The 15,250-nt window shown below is 70.5% G+C and carries 13 protein-coding genes; 5 read left to right on the top strand and 8 right to left on the bottom strand.

All coding sequences use genetic code 11. The annotated features are described in order from the left end of the window. Together VFZ39_RS16140 and VFZ39_RS16145 are read right to left on the bottom strand one after the other, a co-directional pair. The coding region (locus tag VFZ39_RS16140; protein WP_330866811.1) for an FGGY family carbohydrate kinase at positions 1 to 800 on the bottom strand (800 nt) is incomplete at its 3' end. After that, a complete protein-coding gene (locus VFZ39_RS16145) occupies positions 797 to 1,624 on the bottom strand; it encodes a DUF1028 domain-containing protein (RefSeq protein ID WP_330866812.1) in 828 nt (275 codons plus the stop codon). The genes VFZ39_RS16140 and VFZ39_RS16145, both read right to left, overlap by 4 nt. A gap of 106 nt (positions 1,625 to 1,730) precedes the next feature. On the opposite strand from VFZ39_RS16145, the gene VFZ39_RS16150 reads away from it, so the two are divergent. The 4 genes from VFZ39_RS16150 to VFZ39_RS16165 all read left to right on the top strand — a co-directional run bounded on the left by VFZ39_RS16150 (position 1,731) and on the right by VFZ39_RS16165 (position 6,825). Further along, positions 1,731 to 2,759 (top strand): 6-phosphofructokinase, encoded by a 1,029-nt coding sequence (locus VFZ39_RS16150; RefSeq protein WP_330866813.1) that lies wholly within the window; start codon positions 1,731 to 1,733, stop codon positions 2,757 to 2,759. Positions 2,760 to 2,965: 206 nt separating this feature from the next. After that, a complete protein-coding gene (locus VFZ39_RS16155; protein ID WP_330866814.1) occupies positions 2,966 to 4,426 on the top strand; it encodes an APC family permease in 1,461 nt (486 codons plus the stop codon). Between the two features lie 60 nt (positions 4,427 to 4,486). After that, complete coding sequence (locus tag VFZ39_RS16160; RefSeq protein WP_330866815.1) at positions 4,487 to 5,824, top strand: class II 3-deoxy-7-phosphoheptulonate synthase; 1,338 nt, start codon at positions 4,487 to 4,489, stop codon at positions 5,822 to 5,824. Continuing rightward, positions 5,821 to 6,825, top strand: coding sequence for a GntG family PLP-dependent aldolase (locus VFZ39_RS16165; RefSeq protein ID WP_330866816.1), 1,005 nt, complete (start codon positions 5,821 to 5,823; stop codon positions 6,823 to 6,825). The genes VFZ39_RS16160 and VFZ39_RS16165 overlap by 4 nt, the downstream gene beginning before the upstream one ends. 32 nt (positions 6,826 to 6,857) lie before the next feature. Here the strand turns inward: VFZ39_RS16165 and VFZ39_RS16170 are convergent, their stop codons facing one another. The 5 genes from VFZ39_RS16170 to VFZ39_RS16190 form a co-directional block, all read right to left on the bottom strand. Then, a complete protein-coding gene (locus VFZ39_RS16170; RefSeq protein WP_330866817.1) occupies positions 6,858 to 8,207 on the bottom strand; it encodes a dipeptidase in 1,350 nt (449 codons plus the stop codon). Between the two features lie 12 nt (positions 8,208 to 8,219). Further along, positions 8,220 to 8,666: a DUF732 domain-containing protein gene (locus VFZ39_RS16175; protein WP_330866818.1), complete on the bottom strand. Its 447-nt coding sequence runs from the start codon at positions 8,664 to 8,666 to the stop codon at positions 8,220 to 8,222. Continuing rightward, positions 8,663 to 10,132, bottom strand: a complete 1,470-nt coding sequence (locus tag VFZ39_RS16180; RefSeq protein ID WP_330866819.1) for an APC family permease — start codon at positions 10,130 to 10,132, stop codon at positions 8,663 to 8,665. The genes VFZ39_RS16175 and VFZ39_RS16180 overlap by 4 nt, the downstream gene beginning before the upstream one ends. Before the next feature lie 81 nt (positions 10,133 to 10,213). Continuing rightward, on the bottom strand, positions 10,214 to 11,353 hold the full coding sequence (locus VFZ39_RS16185) for an aminopeptidase P family protein (protein WP_330866820.1): 1,140 nt from the start codon (positions 11,351 to 11,353) through the stop codon (positions 10,214 to 10,216). Further along, a complete protein-coding gene (locus VFZ39_RS16190; protein WP_330866821.1) occupies positions 11,350 to 12,897 on the bottom strand; it encodes an MFS transporter in 1,548 nt (515 codons plus the stop codon). The genes VFZ39_RS16185 and VFZ39_RS16190 overlap by 4 nt, the downstream gene beginning before the upstream one ends. A gap of 194 nt (positions 12,898 to 13,091) precedes the next feature. On the opposite strand from VFZ39_RS16190, the gene VFZ39_RS16195 reads away from it, so the two are divergent. Further along, positions 13,092 to 14,321 carry a threonine/serine ThrE exporter family protein gene (locus VFZ39_RS16195; protein ID WP_330866822.1) on the top strand — a complete coding sequence of 410 codons (1,230 nt, stop codon included), beginning with the start codon at positions 13,092 to 13,094 and terminating at the stop codon, positions 14,319 to 14,321. 121 nt (positions 14,322 to 14,442) lie between these two features. Here the strand turns inward: VFZ39_RS16195 and VFZ39_RS16200 are convergent. Further along, a partial coding sequence (locus VFZ39_RS16200; RefSeq protein ID WP_330866823.1) for an NADase-type glycan-binding domain-containing protein occupies positions 14,443 to 15,250 on the bottom strand: 808 nt, incomplete at its 5' end.

Below are 15,250 nucleotides of genomic sequence, written 5' to 3' on the forward strand. Positions count from 1 at the left end.
AGGATGAACGACCCCGTGCCGTACGTGCACTTGGAGTCACCCTCGTCGAAGCAGGTCTGGCCGAAGAGCGCCGACTGCTGGTCGCCCGCGATCCCGGCGATCGGCAGCGAGAGCCCCACGAACAGCCGCGGGTCGGTCTCCGCGATCTCGCCCCAGCTCGCGACGACCTCCGGCAGCGCGTCACGGGGTACGCCGAAGAGCGAGCACAGCTCGTCCGACCAGCCGCCCTCGGCGAGATCGAAGAGGAGCGTCCGCGACGCGTTCGACACGTCGGTGACGTGGTGCACGCCGCGGGTCATCCGGGCGATCAGGTAGGAGTCGACTGTGCCGACGGCGTACCGCCCCGCCTCGACGTGCGTCCAGGTGTGCGGCTCGTTCTCGGCCAGCCACACCAGCTTGGTCCCGGAGAAGTACGGGTCGAGCCGCAGCCCGGTCAGCTCGCCGACCCGCTCCTCGTGGCCCTCGTCGCGCAGTCGGCTGCAGATGTCGGCCGTACGGCGGTCCTGCCAGACGATCGCGCGGCGGGGCGACCCGAGCGTCTCGCGGTCCCAGAGGACGATCGTCTCGCGCTGGTTGGTGATCCCGACGGCGGTGAGCTCGGACGCGTCCACCCGGGTCAGGACCTCACGGGTGGCCTCGAGCGTCGCCTGCCAGATCTCCTCGGGTGCGTGCTCGACCCAGCCCGGCTGGGGGAAGTGCTGCGCGAACTCCTGGTAGCCCTTGGCCACGATGCCGCCGTCGGTGCTGACCACCACGGCGGTGACGCCGGTGGTGCCGGCGTCGATCGCGAGGACGCTCACCTGTCCGCTGCTCCGGTCTCGCGTGCCTGCTCCAGGACCCGCCGGTCCACCCACCCCTCACCGACCCGCATCTCGAGGTTCTCGGCCCCGACCCAGTCGGCGAACGACTCCTTGCCCTCTCGCTGCGCGAACGCCTCGAGCTCGGCGCGCAGCTCGTCGGTCAGCGGCTCCCGGTCGGCCTCGTCGGGCGGGGTGAGGTACCACTCGTTGAGGTCCAGCAGCCGTGCCAGCTCGGTGACCGGATCGGCGTGGTCGTCGACCCGAAGGTCGACCGCGACGTCGTCACCGCCGTCGTAGCCGGCTCCCTCGGAGACCACGAACAGCGCCGCCGACTGCCGGCCGCGGCTGTCACCGCCCGCCTCGTCGCCGGCCCGGAGCGCCGCGAGCAGCCGCCGGGCGAGGGTGACGCCGGGGTCGCTGACGTCGTGCCAGGCCGCCTCCATCGCCGCGACGACCTCCTCGCCGGTGAGGATGTTGCCCTGGATCGCGTACCCGTCGCCGGTGCGTCCGCCCGCCCACGGCAGGCAGGCGGCACCGGTGTGGCTGGCCGCGCCGCCGTCGGCGTCGACCATCCCGACCTGGCGGACCTCGCGCCCGTCGTCCTCCGCGAGCAGCCGCTGCAACGCGACGGCGGCGGTCGCGCCCTCGTCGAGCAACGAGAGCGCCTGACCCTTGTAGGCGACGTTCGCCCACGCCTGGGTCGCGATCGCCCCCACCTCGGCCACCGCGGCCGGCACGACCGAGCCCACCGCGAGGAACTTCGACGCGACCGCCACCCCCCACGACTCGCCGTCGTCGGACCGGGCCACGATGGAGAAGGTCATAGCCCGGCAGACTAGTCATCTTGGGGTGGACGGGATGCGCTGGTCGTCATCGACCAACTCCGCTAGCGTCTTCTCGGCCATGTGAACGATCCAATCAGGAGTGACGATGCGCGTCGGAGTGCTCACCGGTGGCGGCGACTGCCCCGGGCTGAACGCCGTGATCCGGGCTGTGGTCCGCAAGGGCGCCAAGGTGCACGGGTTCGAGTTCGTGGGCTACCGGGACGGGTGGAAGGGCCCGCTCGACGGGCTGACCATGGAGCTCGGCGTTCCCCAGGTCCGCGGCATCCTGCCGCGGGGCGGCACCATCCTCGGCTCCAGCCGCACCAACCCGTTCTCGATGGAGCGCGGCGTCGAGAAGATCCAGGAGAACCTCGTGAACGACGGTGTCGACGCGCTGGTCGCCATCGGCGGGGAGGACACCCTCGGCGTCGCGACCAGGCTCGCGGACCTCGGCGTCAACGTGGTCGGCGTTCCGAAGACCATCGACAACGACCTCTCCGGCACCGACTTCACGTTCGGCTTCGACACGGCCGTCAACATCGCGATGGAGGCGATCGACCGGCTCCACACCACCGCCGAGTCGCACCACCGGGTGCTGGTCGTCGAGGTGATGGGACGGCACGCCGGCTGGATCGCGCTCCACTCGGGCATCGCGGGCGGTGCCAACATCGTGCTGATCCCCGAGCGCCCCTTCGACATCGGCGCCGTCTGCGAGCTCATCGAGTCCCGCTTCGAGTCTCGCTTCTCGCCGATCCTGGTGGTCGCGGAGGGTGCGGTGCCGCGAGAGGGCGGAGAGATGACGCTGGTGTCGGGGGAGAAGGACGCCTTCGGTCACGTCCGGCTGGGCGGGATCGGCGACCGGCTCGCCCACGAGATCGAGACCCGCACCGGCAAGGAGGCACGCGCCGTCGTCCTCGGCCACGTGCAGCGGGGAGGGACGCCGACGGCGTTCGACCGCTGGCTCGCCACCCGGTTCGGCCTCCAGGCGATCGACGCGGTCGCCGACGGCGATTACGGCACGATGGTGGCGCTGCGCGGCACCACCATCGCCCGGGTGCCGCTGAGCGAGGGCCCCGCGGAGCTGAAGCTGGTGACACCCGAGGAGTACGCCGAGGCGGAGGTCTTCTTCGGCTGAGCCGGCCCCTGGCCGCGTGGTTCCCCGCCTGAGCGGGGAACCAGTGACTTCGTGGGGGAACCATGGACCCCGAAGTCCTTGGATCGCGCGCGAAGTTCACGACCCGAAGTTGTCGCGGACGCAGCCGCGCCGCCGAGGTGCTTGGCGGCGCGCTGTGATCTGCGCCACTATGACGGGAGCCGATCTCCTCTCGGAAAGGCAGTGCCATGAGTGCGACCGCCCCTGACACCCAGGACGTGCACGGCCGGGAACCCGAGCTCAGGCGGGTGATGGGGCCCAAGCTCCTCCTGCTGTTCATCGTCGGCGACATCCTCGGTGCCGGTGTGTACGCCGTCACCGGTCAGATGGCCGGCATCGTGGGCGGGGTCGTGTGGCTCCCGTTCCTGGTGGCCTTCGCGGTCGCGACGCTGACGGCCCTGTCCTACCTCGAGCTCGTCACGAAGTACCCCCAGGCGGCGGGCGCCGCGCTCTACACGCACAAGGCGTTCGGCATCCACTTCGTGACCTTCCTGGTCGCGTTCGCCGTCATCTGCTCGGGCATCACCAGCGCCTCGACGTCGGCCAACGTCCTGTCGCAGAACCTCTTCGGGGGCCTGGAGGTCAACGGCTGGATCGACGAGATCCCGGGCAACGGGGTGATCACGATCGTCGCGATGGCCTTCATGATCCTGCTCGCGCTGATCAACCTGCGTGGCGTCGGCGAGAGCGTGAAGTTCAACGTGGTCCTGACCCTCGTGGAGGTGGCCGCACTGACGATCGTCATGGGGGTCGGCTTCTACGCCATCGTCGCCGGCGACGGCGACGTCAGCAGGATCACCGTCTTCGAGTCGCCCGAGGGCAAGGGCATGTTCCTCGCCGTCACCGCGGCCACGTCGGTCGCGTTCTTCGCGATGGTGGGGTTCGAGGACTCGGTCAACATGGTCGAGGAGACCCGGGAGCCCGAGCGGATCTTCCCGCGCACCATGCTGACCGGCCTCGGCATCGCGGTCATCATCTACATGCTGGTCGCCGTCGCGGTGGTGGCCGTGCTGACGCCGGGTGAGCTCGCCGAGATCAACGAGGCCGAGGGCCGGGCGCTGCTCGAGGTCGTGAGCGCCGGAGCGCCGGACTTCCCGATCGACAAGGTGTTCCCGTTCCTGGCCTGCTTCGCGGTGGCCAACACCTCGCTGATCAACATGATGATGGCGAGCCGCCTGCTCTACGGACTGGCCAACCAGGACGTGCTGCCACGCTCGCTCGGCAAGGTGTCGCCGAACTCGCGGGCGCCGTACGTCGGCATCCTGTTCTCGACGCTCCTGGCGCTCGGCCTCATCTACTACGTCGCCAACCGGTCCGACAGCGACATAGTCCTCAACCTCTCCAGCACCACCGCTCTGTTGCTGCTCTGCGTCTTCGCCGTCGTCAACATCGCGTGCCTCGTGCTGCGCCGCGACAGGCGTGAGGGGTTCTTCAGGTCGCCCGGCCCAACGCCGGCGATCGCCGCCGTCGCCTGTTTGTTCCTGGTAGGTCCCTGGGTCGACCGCGACACGATCGTCTACCAGATCGCCGGCGGGCTACTGGTCATCGGGATCGTGCTCTGGGTCCTCACCTGGATGACCAACCGCGGGGTGCGCGCCAAGAAGACCGGCTTCCGCGACATCGAGCACATGGAGGACGACGTCCGCTGACCCGTCTCGGCGGCGGATCCGGGATACGGCCGGGTGCATCGCCCCGCGTACTCTGGACCGGTGAGTCAGATCCCCTCGCTGGAGTCGTTGCACGCGCTCGGCGCGGCCCAGCAGCCGACCTATGCAGACCCCGCCGCGGTCGAGGCCGCCGTCGCGCGGCTGCGTACCCAGCCGCCGCTGGTGTTCGCGGGGGAGTGCGACGAGCTCAAGACGAAGATCGGCGCCGTCACGAGGGGCGAGGCGTTCATCCTCCAGGGCGGTGACTGCGCGGAGACGTTCGCCGGCGTCACCGCCGACAACGTCCGCAACAAGCTGCGGGTGCTGCTGCAGATGGCGGTCGTCCTGACCTACGCCGCGTCCGTCCCGGTCGTGAAGGTCGGCCGGATCGCCGGCCAGTACGCCAAGCCGCGCTCGTCAGACCTCGAGACCCGTGACGGGGTTACGCTGCCGGCGTACCGGGGCGACGCCGTCAACGGCTACGACTTCACTCCCGAGTCGCGCGCGCACGACCCGCAGCGGCTGGTCGACGTCTACCACGCCTCCGCTGCGACGTTGAACCTCGTCCGGGCGTTCGTGACCGGCGGCTACGCCGACCTGCGGCAGGTCCACACCTGGAACACCGACTTCGTCCGCGACTCGGCCGCGGGCCAGAAGTACGAGGCGATGGCCCACGACATCGACCGCGCGCTGACGTTCATGAAGGCGATCGGCGCCGACCCCGACGAGTTCCACCGGGTCGACTTCCACTCCAGCCACGAGGCGCTGGTGCTGGAGTACGAGCACGCCATGACCCGCATCGACTCGCGCACCCAGACGCCGTACGACGTCTCGGGTCACTTCGTCTGGATCGGGGAGCGGACCCGTCGGCTCGACGGGCCGCACGTCGAGCTGCTCCGCCACATCAAGAACCCGATCGGCGTGAAGCTCGGCCCCACCACGACTCCCGACGACGCGCTGGCGCTCGCCGACCGGTTGAACCCCGACAACGAGGCGGGCCGGCTGACGTTCATCACCCGCTTCGGCGCCAACAAGATCCGCGACGGACTGCCGCACCTGATCGAGAAGGTGACCGCCGCCGGCGTGCAGGTCGCGTGGGTGTGCGACCCGATGCACGGCAACACGTTCGAGACGTCGTCGGGGTACAAGACCCGCAACTTCGACGACGTGATCGAGGAGGTGCAGGGCTTCTTCGACGTGCACCGGTCGCTCGGCACCTGGCCGGGCGGCGTCCACGTCGAGCTGACCGGGGACGACGTCACCGAGTGCGTGGGTGGCGGCGAGCTCTTGAGCGAGGCCGGGCTGGCGCACCGCTACGAGTCGGTGTGCGACCCCCGGCTGAACCGTGTGCAGTCGTTGGAGCTGGCGTTCCTCGTTGCCCGGATGCTGCGCAGCGTATGAGCGACGTCCTGATCGACCTCCGCAGCGACACCGTCACCAAGCCGACCGAGGGGATGCGGCGCGCGATGGCCGCGGCCGAGGTGGGCGACGACGTGTACGGCGAGGACCCCACGGTCCGCGCGCTCGAGGAGCGGGTGGCCGGCCTCTTCGGGCACGACGCCGCGCTGTTCACCCCGACCGGGTCGATGGCGAACGTGCTCGCGGTCCGCAGCCTCGTGGCGCCCGGCCAGGAGGTGCTGTGCGAGGCGCGCGCCCACATCGCTCGGGCCGAGCTGGGTGCGCACGGCGCACTGAGCGGCGTGACGATGCGGACCTGGCGCTCGCCGAGCGGCCGGATCGCGCAGGAGGAGATCGAGGAGCTCTTCGCCCCCGACCTCGGGCCGTTCTTCGTCGCCACCGCCGCGATCTCGGTCGAGAACACTCACAACTTCGCGGGCGGCTCGGTCGTCCCGCTGCCCGAGATGGCTGCCCTCAAGGACTTCGCCGAGGGCGCGGGAACCCGCGTCCACCTCGACGGGGCCCGGATCTGGAACGCGCACGTGGCGACCGGCGTGGCACTGAAGGAGTACGGCGCCGTGGTGGACGTGCTCGCGGTCTGCCTGTCGAAGGGCCTCGGCGCCCCGGTGGGCTCGCTGATGGTCGGTTCGGCCGACGCGATCGCGGAGGCCCGGGTGTGGCGCAAGCGGCTCGGCGGCGGCATGCGGCAGGTCGGCGTGCTCGCCGCGGCCGGGCTCTACGCCCTCGACCACCACCTCGAGCGACTGGCCGAGGACCACGACAACGCACAGCTGCTGGCCGACGCCCTGGGCGTCGACCCGCAGACCGTCGACACCAACATCGTGGCGGTGCCGCACGACGACGCGGCCGGGTTCGTCGCCCGGGCCGCCGAGGCCGGGATCATGATCGGGACGGTCGGGCCGCGCGTCGTACGGGTGGTCACGCACCTGGGAGTCGACCGGGCGGCCGTGGAGCGCGCCGCGTCCCTGCTCGCCTCCCTCTGACCGGGGCTCCTGGCTTCCTCGGCGCGTGAGAGCTATCTCGCCGCGGGCGCGCCGTACTGCTGCAGGAACACGGCCTCGGCCAGGGCGAGCCTCGCGATCTCGTCGGGGTGGACGCTCTCGTTGGGGGCGTGGATGAGTGCCGTGGGCTCCTCGACTCCCATCAGCAGCAGCTCCGCGTCGGGGTAGGTCTCGGTGAAGACGTTGCACAGCGGGATCGATCCGCCTTGCCCGAGCAGCACCATGCCCCGCCCGTAGGCATCCCTCATCGCCGTCCGCATCGCCTCGTACGCCGGCCCGTCGGTGTCGGCACGGAACGGGCTGCCCGTCGCCTCGGTCTGCAGCTCGACGTGCACGCCCCAGGGAGCGGCGGACGTGAGGTGCTCGTACAACGCCGCCTCGGCGGCCTCCGGCTCGGTTCCGGGTGGGATCCTGAGGTTCAGCCGGGCGCTCGCGCGCGGCACGATCGCGGCGGTCGACCCGACGACCGGCGGGCAGTCGATGCCCAGGATGGTGAGGGCGGGTCTGGCCCAGAGCATGTCCGAGACGCTGCCGGACCCCAGTAGGGAAGCGTCTTCAGGCAGGGCGGCGTCTCCCCGGAAGGCATCGGGATCGTACGGTGCGCCCTCCCACGACTGGGTGTTGTCGAGGCCGCGGACCGTGGTGTTGCCGTCCGCGTCGCGGAGGGAGGCGAGCATCGACACCAGCGCTGCCAGGGCATCCGGCGCAGGGCCGCCGAACATCCCCGAGTGGACCTCGGAGGGCAGGCCCTCGACGTGCACGACGACGTTGACCATGCCGCGCAGGCTGACGGTGACGGCCGGTTCACCGACCGCGGCGTTCCCGGTGTCGCACACGAGGATCGCGTCGGCACGGAGCAGGTCGGCGTGCTTGGGCACGAAGTCCTCGAGGCCGCCGGTGCCCTGCTCCTCCGAGCCCTCGACGACGAGCTTGAGGTTCACCGGTACATCGTCGCCCAGCGCGCGCAGGGCGGTGAGGTGCATGAGGATGTTGCCCTTGCAGTCCGCAGCACCCCTCCCGAACCAGCGGCCGTCGACCTCGGTCAGCTCGAACGGCGGGGTTCGCCACGCGTCGTCGTCGAGCGGCGGCTGGACGTCGTAGTGGGCGTACAGCAACACAGTCGGTGCGTTCGAGTCGTCGCACGGGCGTGACCCCACGACCGCCTTGCTCCCGTCCGACGTCTCGTGCAGACCGATGTCGGCGAAGCCGAGCTCCCGGAACGCGTCCACCACCCACTGCGCGGCTCTCGCGCACTCCTCGGGCGGGAACTGGCGGGGATCGGCGACCGACGGGATGGCCACGAGCTCGGCCAGCTCCGTGCGGACGCTCGGCATCAGCTCGGAGATGCGGGCCGAGAGATCCATCGATGTCCTCCGTCAGCTCTCGGTGACGTTCTCGGACTTGAGGTCGTCGACGAACTCCTGGAAGTCCTCGAGCTCGTCTGGGCAGTAGACCTGGATCGCGATCAGCTGGCCCTGCAGCAGCCTGGCGGTGTCGGCGAGGATCGGCCGCATGCCCGGCCCGCTGGCGCCGTTGACGAGCGCCATGTTGGCGACGGCTCGGCGAAGGGCACCACCCGGGTCGTCGCACAGCGCGCCGCCGTCATCGCCGAGCACCCGCGTGATCTGGTCCTTCGACGGGGCCGTCAGGCCCGCCTCCTCCAAGGCTGCGATGAACTCGTCGGCCTTGTCCGAGGCCTGCCTGGTGTCGCGGGCCCGATCGAACGTGAGCAGCGCAATCACGATGAGCACGACGAGCAGGCCCAACGCCACCCAGTAGGTCCACCTGTCCTGCCGCCTCACCTCGCCTTCCTTGCTGGTCATGACGGGGTCACCTCCGCTCCCTCGGTCTGCTTCCACGACGGTTTGCGGGATCGGTAGAACAGGAACGGCACGAGCAGGCCGAGGCCCAGCGCTCCGCCGCCGACGATCAGGACGTAGACGATCGGGTTGCCACCACCGAACTGCGACGGTGGGACGAAGCCGACGAGCAGCGCGGCGAGCGATGCCGCGAAGCCCACACCGCACAGGCCGATCAGCATCGGCGCCCGGTATCCGCGTGGGTGGTCGGGGTCGTTCTTCCGCAGCCGCACGGCGGCAACGAACATCAGCAGGTAGACGATCAGGTACACCTGCGTGGTGATCACCGAGAAGATCCAGTAGGCGCTCGACACGTCGGGGATGAGCGCGTAGCCCAGGGCGATGACCGTGGTGATGACGCCTTGGGTGACCAGGATGTTCTGCGGGACGCCGTGCTTGTTCAGCGCCTGCAGGAACGGCGGGAGGTACCCCTCCTGGCGGGAGATCAGCAGCAGTCCCTTGGACGGGCCGGCCAGCCACGTGAGCATGCCACCCAGCGAGGCCGTGACCAACATGATGCCGAAGATCGGGGTCAGCCACTGGGTGCCGAACTGGGAGAACACCGCGTCGAACGCCTGCATCACGCCGGCGGTCAGGGAGAGCTGCTCGGCGGGCACGACCCAGGCGATGGCGAGCGCCGGGAGGATGAAGATGAGCAGCACCAGGCCCATGGCCAGGAACATCGCCTTCGGGAACTCCTTGGCCGGGTTCCTGAGCGAGCCGACGTGGACGGCGTTCATCTCCATGCCGGAGTAGGACAGGAAGTTGTTGACGATCAGCACGAGGCTGGCAAGACCCGCCCATGCGGGCAGCAGGTGGTCGGAATCCATCGGCGCGGCCGAGGCGTTGCCCTGGCCGAGGAACACCACACCGAGGAACACCAGCACGACACCGGGGATGAGCGTGCCGATGATGAGTCCGCCACTCGCGAGGCCGGCGACGCCCGACGTGCCCCGCGACGACACCCAGACGCCGGTCCAGTAGACGACCACGATCACGCACGCCGTCCAGACGCCGCTGGACGCGAGCTCCGGGTTGAAGACGTAGGCCAGGGTGCTCGCGACGAAGCCGAGCAGGCTCGGGTAGTAGAAGATCGTCATGGCGAACTGGCACCAGACCGCCAGGAAGCCCATCGGCTTGGAGATCCCGAGCGACACCCAGTTGTAGACGCCGCCCTCGTAACCCGAGGCCAGCTCCGCCGAGACCAGTGACGTCGGGAGCAGGAACACGATGGCCGGGATCAGGTACAGGAAGACGCACGCGAGCCCGTAGACCGCCATCGTCGGTGCGGCTCGGAGGCTCGCGACCGAGCTCGTGGTCATCAGAGCCAGTGCGATCCACGAGATGTAGACGGCCGCCTTGCCTCGCCGGGCATCAGCGGCCGCGGCGGGCACCGCTGCATCGTCCGCAGGAACGTCCATCGTGCCCATCAGGTCCCCTCTCTCGACGGTCGCTCAGTTGAATCCTGACGGCCGGGCGTGCCGCTCGGCGTCATCCGTTCGGGATGACCCTCACTCGACGAGCTGGAGGTGGCGATCGGTGTTGTTGAGCCGTCGACCGGCGTCCTGCGTCACGGTGACGATGTCCTCGATCCGGACCCCGAACCTGCCGGGGAGGTAGATCCCGGGTTCGACGGAGAAGCACATCCCGGGGACCAGCGGCTGCTCCTCGCCCTCGACCATGTACGGCGGTTCATGTGTGGTGACGCCGATCCCGTGCCCGGTGCGGTGGATGAACTGCTCGCCGTACCCCGCATCGGTGATCACCTTCCTGGCCGCGCGGTCGATCTCCTGACACGGAACGCCCGGTCGGACCGCCTCGACTCCTGCCTCCTGTGCGGCGCGCACGATCTCGTGGACCTCGCGGACCTCGGCGCTCGGTTCGCCCACGCAGACGGTGCGGCTGGTGTCGGAGCCGTAGCCGAACATCAGGCCGCCGAAGTCGAGCACGACACAGTCACCGACCTCGATCACGCGTTCGCCCGCCTCGTGGTGGGGGTTCGCGCCGTTCGGGCCGGACCCGACGACGGTGAAGTCAACCTGCTCGTGGCCGTGACTGCGGAGCAGGTCCGCCAGGTCGCCTGCCACGTCGGTCTCCCGGCGGCCGGAGAAGCGCACACCGAGGATCTGGTCGTACGTCGCGTCTGCAGCGGCGCCCGCCGCGGTCAGCCGGCCCAGCTCGTTGCTGTCCTTCACGGCGCGGAGCATCGGGAGCCGCTCGGTGAACGAGTGGTACGTCGACCGCGGCAGCACCGTCTGCAGGCCGAGCAGGTGCATCGCCCACGCGCTGTCGGAGACGGCGTAGCGGCCGTCCGACCGCAGCCGGTTGCTGGCCGCGGTATACGGGTCAGTTCCGTCGGCCCAGTCGACCAAGGTGGTGGCCGGCGCGCCCGCGGCCGCCTCGGCGTCCGGCCGCTCCAGGGCCGGGACGAGCAGGGTCGGCGCCTCGTCCGGGGTGAGGAACAGCATCGTCAGTCGCTCGGTGATCGCCGTCGGCTGATAGTCCGTCAACCACACCAGGTCGGGGCCGGGTGTCACCAGGACACCGTCGAGCCCGGCTGCCTTGCCGTCGGCGACGACGCGGGCCATCCGGGCGGCGTAGTCGTCGGTGGTGAACGGGATGGCCGGGGGGCGGGTGGTGGCGTCGGTCATGACGGGGCTCCCTCGGTGGGGTCGCGTCGAGCGGAATCATCCGTAGTGGACGACGTCGACACCGTGGCCGTCGTCGGGAGGGTGTGCAGGTGGGCGGCCGCCGACGCGGCGGCGTCCTGGACGGTGCCGTGCGCCATCCGGTGCCGCCGGATCGCGACCACGGCCAGGAGCACACCGAGCATGCTGAACACCGCCATCACCCACGACGCCGCGGCCAGTCCGGACGCGAGTGCGGCGTCCGCGGCCTGCCCGTCGCTGCGCTGGTTGGCGGTGACGGTGCCGTAGATCGTGGCTGCGAGGGCGGTGGCGACGGCGGCGCCGACGTACCGCGCCATGTTGGAGACGCCGGAGGCCTCGCCGACCTGGTGGGCGGGGACCGACGCGGTGGCGGCGGATGACGAGGGCCCGTTGGAGAGGCCCATGCCGACCGCGATGGCCACCAGCGGGAGCAGGAAGCTGGCGTACTGCCAGGAGGCATCGGTGAACCCGATCACGACGAACCCGAGGGTCGTGATCAGGAAGCCGGCCCCGATCACCTGCCGGCCGCCCAGCCTCTTGGCGAGTCTGGGGACCAGCGGTGCCACCACCACCAGCCCGACGGTCGCCGGCAGGGTCGCGAGGCCGGCCTGCAACGGCGTGAAGTCGAGCGTGGCGGGGTCCTGGAAGTACAGGCTGAGCAGGTACATGAGGCCGTTGATGGTGCCGGCCCCGATCAGGATGGCAATGGTGGCGCCGACCAGGATCCGGTTGCGCAGGAGCGCCAGGTCGAGGAGCGGTGCCTGCACCCGCCCCTCCACGGTCCAGAAGGCGAACCCGGCCACGATCGAGATGGCGAAGCACCCGAGGGTCGCAGCAGATATCCAGCCCCAGTCGCCGCTCTTGCTGACCCCGAGGAGCAGTGGCGTCAGCGTGAGGGCGATCAGCACCGTGCCGGCGAAATCGATCGAGCGGGGCGCGTCGGGGTCGCGGGACTCGGAGACCATCGCGAAGGTCAGGACCATGGTCCCAACCGCCACGCCGGCGTCGATCCAGAACAGGCCCTGCCAGCCGGTGAGGTCGACCAGGACGCCGCCGAGGAGCGGGCCCGCGGCCGCCCCCACGGCGGCCGCGGCACCCCACAGCGACACGGCACGCAGGTTCGCATCGCCGGTCGTGGCGACCGACAGCAGACTGAGCCCGCAGGCGAGGATCGTCGCCCCGGAGGCTCCCTGGATGAGGCGGCCCGCGATCACCATCTCGCCCGATCCGGCCAGTGCGATCATCACGCACGACACCACGAACAACGCGAGCCCGAGCTGGAAGATCCGCTTCCTACCGAACACGTCGCCGAGGGAGCCCGACGTGATGATCACGGCGGCACCCACGAGCGAGTACCCCGTCACCGCCCACTGAAGGGTGTCCAGACCCATACCGGTGTCTTCGCTGATCGCTGGGAGCAGGATGCTCACGGCCGAGGTGTTGGCGTTGACGATGAGTGTGGAGATGCAGGTCGCGGCCAGCACGCCGCCGGCTCGGCTCGAGGACTGAACCACGACGTCGCTCACGCATCAGAACGTAGCCTCGGGGCCGGTCGCGTCCTTCACCCCTGGTGGACGAGTGACCGGCTCCGAGGGACCGGCACTCTGACTGGGTGGCCAACCGGATGGGTGGGGTTCGCCGAAGGGTGTGGACGCGGGTCAGCGCCGCCGCTGCCCGCCGCTTGCCGTCCCCGACACCCCTGGCCGCCCCGGAGCCGGTGGTGGAGCAACCACCGGAGGACGTCCTCGACTTCCTGCGCCTGCTCGGCGTCGCCATGTGCCGGGCCGGGGACTCCGCGGACCGGGTCACCTTGATCCTCGAGGACGTCGCCGAGGCGTACGCCGCGACCGGAGTCAGCTTCTTCGTGCTGCCGACCGGGGTGTTCGTCCGGATCGACACCGGCCCGTCGTCCCGGGTCGACTTCGCGCCGGGCAGCAACCATCCCCTTCGCCTGGACCAGATCGATGCGCTCTACCGGCTGATCGACGACATCCGGCTCCACAGGGTGCCGGTCCAGGACGCGACCGCGCGACTGGAGGCGCTCGTGGCCGCCGGCCCACGCTTCGGCCGGTTGGTGACCCTGGTCGGCACCAGCATCCTCACCGTCGGGCTCGGCCTGATGCTGAACCCGACGGCATCGGCGCTGCCGGCGTACGTAGTGCTCGGACTGTTGGTAGGCCTGCTGCAGTGGTGGGCGGATCGCTACCGGGTGCTGGAGCTGATCCTGCCGGTGGCCACGGCGTTCGCGGTCACCTGGGCTTCGTTCGCGCTGTCGGTCCGCTGGCTCAACGCCCCAGCGCTGGACATCGTGATCCCCTCACTGGTCACCTTCCTTCCCGGCGCGGCGCTGACGATGGCAACGGTCGAGCTGTCGGTCGGCTCGATGATCTCGGGCTCGGCGCGGCTGGTGTACGGCCTGGAGCGGCTGCTGCTCCTTTCGTTCGGCATCGCGATGGGGGTGAACGTGGCCGGGGCTCCCACCGGCCTGCAGACGGTGGAGCCGCTCGGGGCGTGGGCACCGTGGGTCGGGGTCCTGGTCTTCGGGCTGGGCCACTACCTCGCCTCGTCAGCACCCCGACGGACGTTCCCCTGGCTGATGCTGGTGCTCTACATCGCGTACGCGGCGCAGGCTCTCAGCGGCCAGGTGCTCGGCTCGCTCGGGGCCAGCTTCGTCGCAGGAGCCGTCCTGCTCCCCGTCGCGTACACGGTGCAGCACCAGCGGAGCGGGCCGCCGGTTCCCGTGACGTTCCTGCCGGCGTTCTGGTTGCTGGTCCCCGGCGCGCTGGGTCTCCAGGGGGTCACCGACCTGGTGGGGGCGGAAGCAGCCGCGGGGCTCGGCGAGTTCCTCAACGCACTGCTCTCGGTCGTGGCGATCGCAGCGGGCGTGCTGGTCGGCACCGGCCTCTCCGAGCGGATCGGGCGCGCGACCTCAACCTGGCGCGGGCTCTGAACCGGGGTCAGGACTCCGCGAGGGCGCGCACTGCGCGTCGACGGCGGCGGGCATATCGAGCCAGCTTCGACAACGTGCTCCGTCCAACCCCGGGAGAGGCGGGTGCGAGGGGACACACCAGTCAGCGCGTGGTGCCGAGGAAGGAGACCTCGCTGATCGCCGTGTAGTTGCGGGAGGTGCGGCCGGGACCGGGGCCGGTGACCTCCAGCAGCCGCAGCGTGACCGACTCCGACTTCACCTTCTTGACCCGGACACTCTGGACCAGGGTGGTGTCGCGCAGCTTCTGGGTGACGACGGTGCCGTCGTCGAACGTCCACTCGACGGCGCGGATGCGCCGGTTGCCGTGGTACCAGTCGAGCAGTCCGCGGCCGTCGCTGGCGACCTTGGCGTAGCCGTTGACGAGTCCGACCTCGGTGAGCGTGGCAGGTCGCTCGAAGCGGAAGGTGATCGACTCACCCGTGCCGTCGCCCGCCATCCGCCAGCAGGTCTCCGGCACGCCGTCGGTCATGTTCGCCGCGACGTACCGCACGACCTCGCCGTCCGCGTCCTGCCCGGGTGCGGCTGCGCCCGGAGCGGAGACCGTCGAGAACGGCGCGAGGTCGCCGGCGAACGGTTCGGGGTCGGCGGACTTCGTCGGGCTCGGCTCGGGGGACGGCTCCTCGGGGGGTGGCGAGTCCTCCTCGGCGGGGCTGCTGGCGGGTGGCTGGTCCGAGGCGACCTGCGGGTCGCCGCCGCCGCTGCCGAACAGAAGCCAGGCCCCGATACCGGCCACCACCAGCATCAGCCCGAAGCCGACCAGCCAGGGCAGCCACGGCGGCGCCCCGCGACGGCGAGTGAGGACCGGCCGGTCGACCACTGGCGGGGGTGGCGGGGGGAGGACGGGGCGGTCCGAATCGGGAGGGCTCGCGGGCGGCGCAGCCGAGACGTCG

Source organism: Nocardioides sp. (assembly GCF_036374615.1).
In the GTDB taxonomy this organism is placed as follows: domain Bacteria; phylum Actinomycetota; class Actinomycetes; order Propionibacteriales; family Nocardioidaceae; genus Nocardioides.

Coding starts and splice junctions, on each gene's coding strand:
- VFZ39_RS16175 (WP_330866818.1), bottom strand. CDS start 8,666: ATGACCAGCAAGGAAGGCGAGGTGAGGCGGCAGGACAGGTGGACCTAC.
- VFZ39_RS16150 (WP_330866813.1), top strand. CDS start 1,731: ATGCGCGTCGGAGTGCTCACCGGTGGCGGCGACTGCCCCGGGCTGAAC.
- VFZ39_RS16165 (WP_330866816.1), top strand. CDS start 5,821: ATGAGCGACGTCCTGATCGACCTCCGCAGCGACACCGTCACCAAGCCG.
- VFZ39_RS16145 (WP_330866812.1), bottom strand. CDS start 1,624: ATGACCTTCTCCATCGTGGCCCGGTCCGACGACGGCGAGTCGTGGGGG.
- VFZ39_RS16155 (WP_330866814.1), top strand. CDS start 2,966: ATGAGTGCGACCGCCCCTGACACCCAGGACGTGCACGGCCGGGAACCC.
- VFZ39_RS16170 (WP_330866817.1), bottom strand. CDS start 8,207: ATGGATCTCTCGGCCCGCATCTCCGAGCTGATGCCGAGCGTCCGCACG.
- VFZ39_RS16180 (WP_330866819.1), bottom strand. CDS start 10,132: ATGGGCACGATGGACGTTCCTGCGGACGATGCAGCGGTGCCCGCCGCG.
- VFZ39_RS16185 (WP_330866820.1), bottom strand. CDS start 11,353: ATGACCGACGCCACCACCCGCCCCCCGGCCATCCCGTTCACCACCGAC.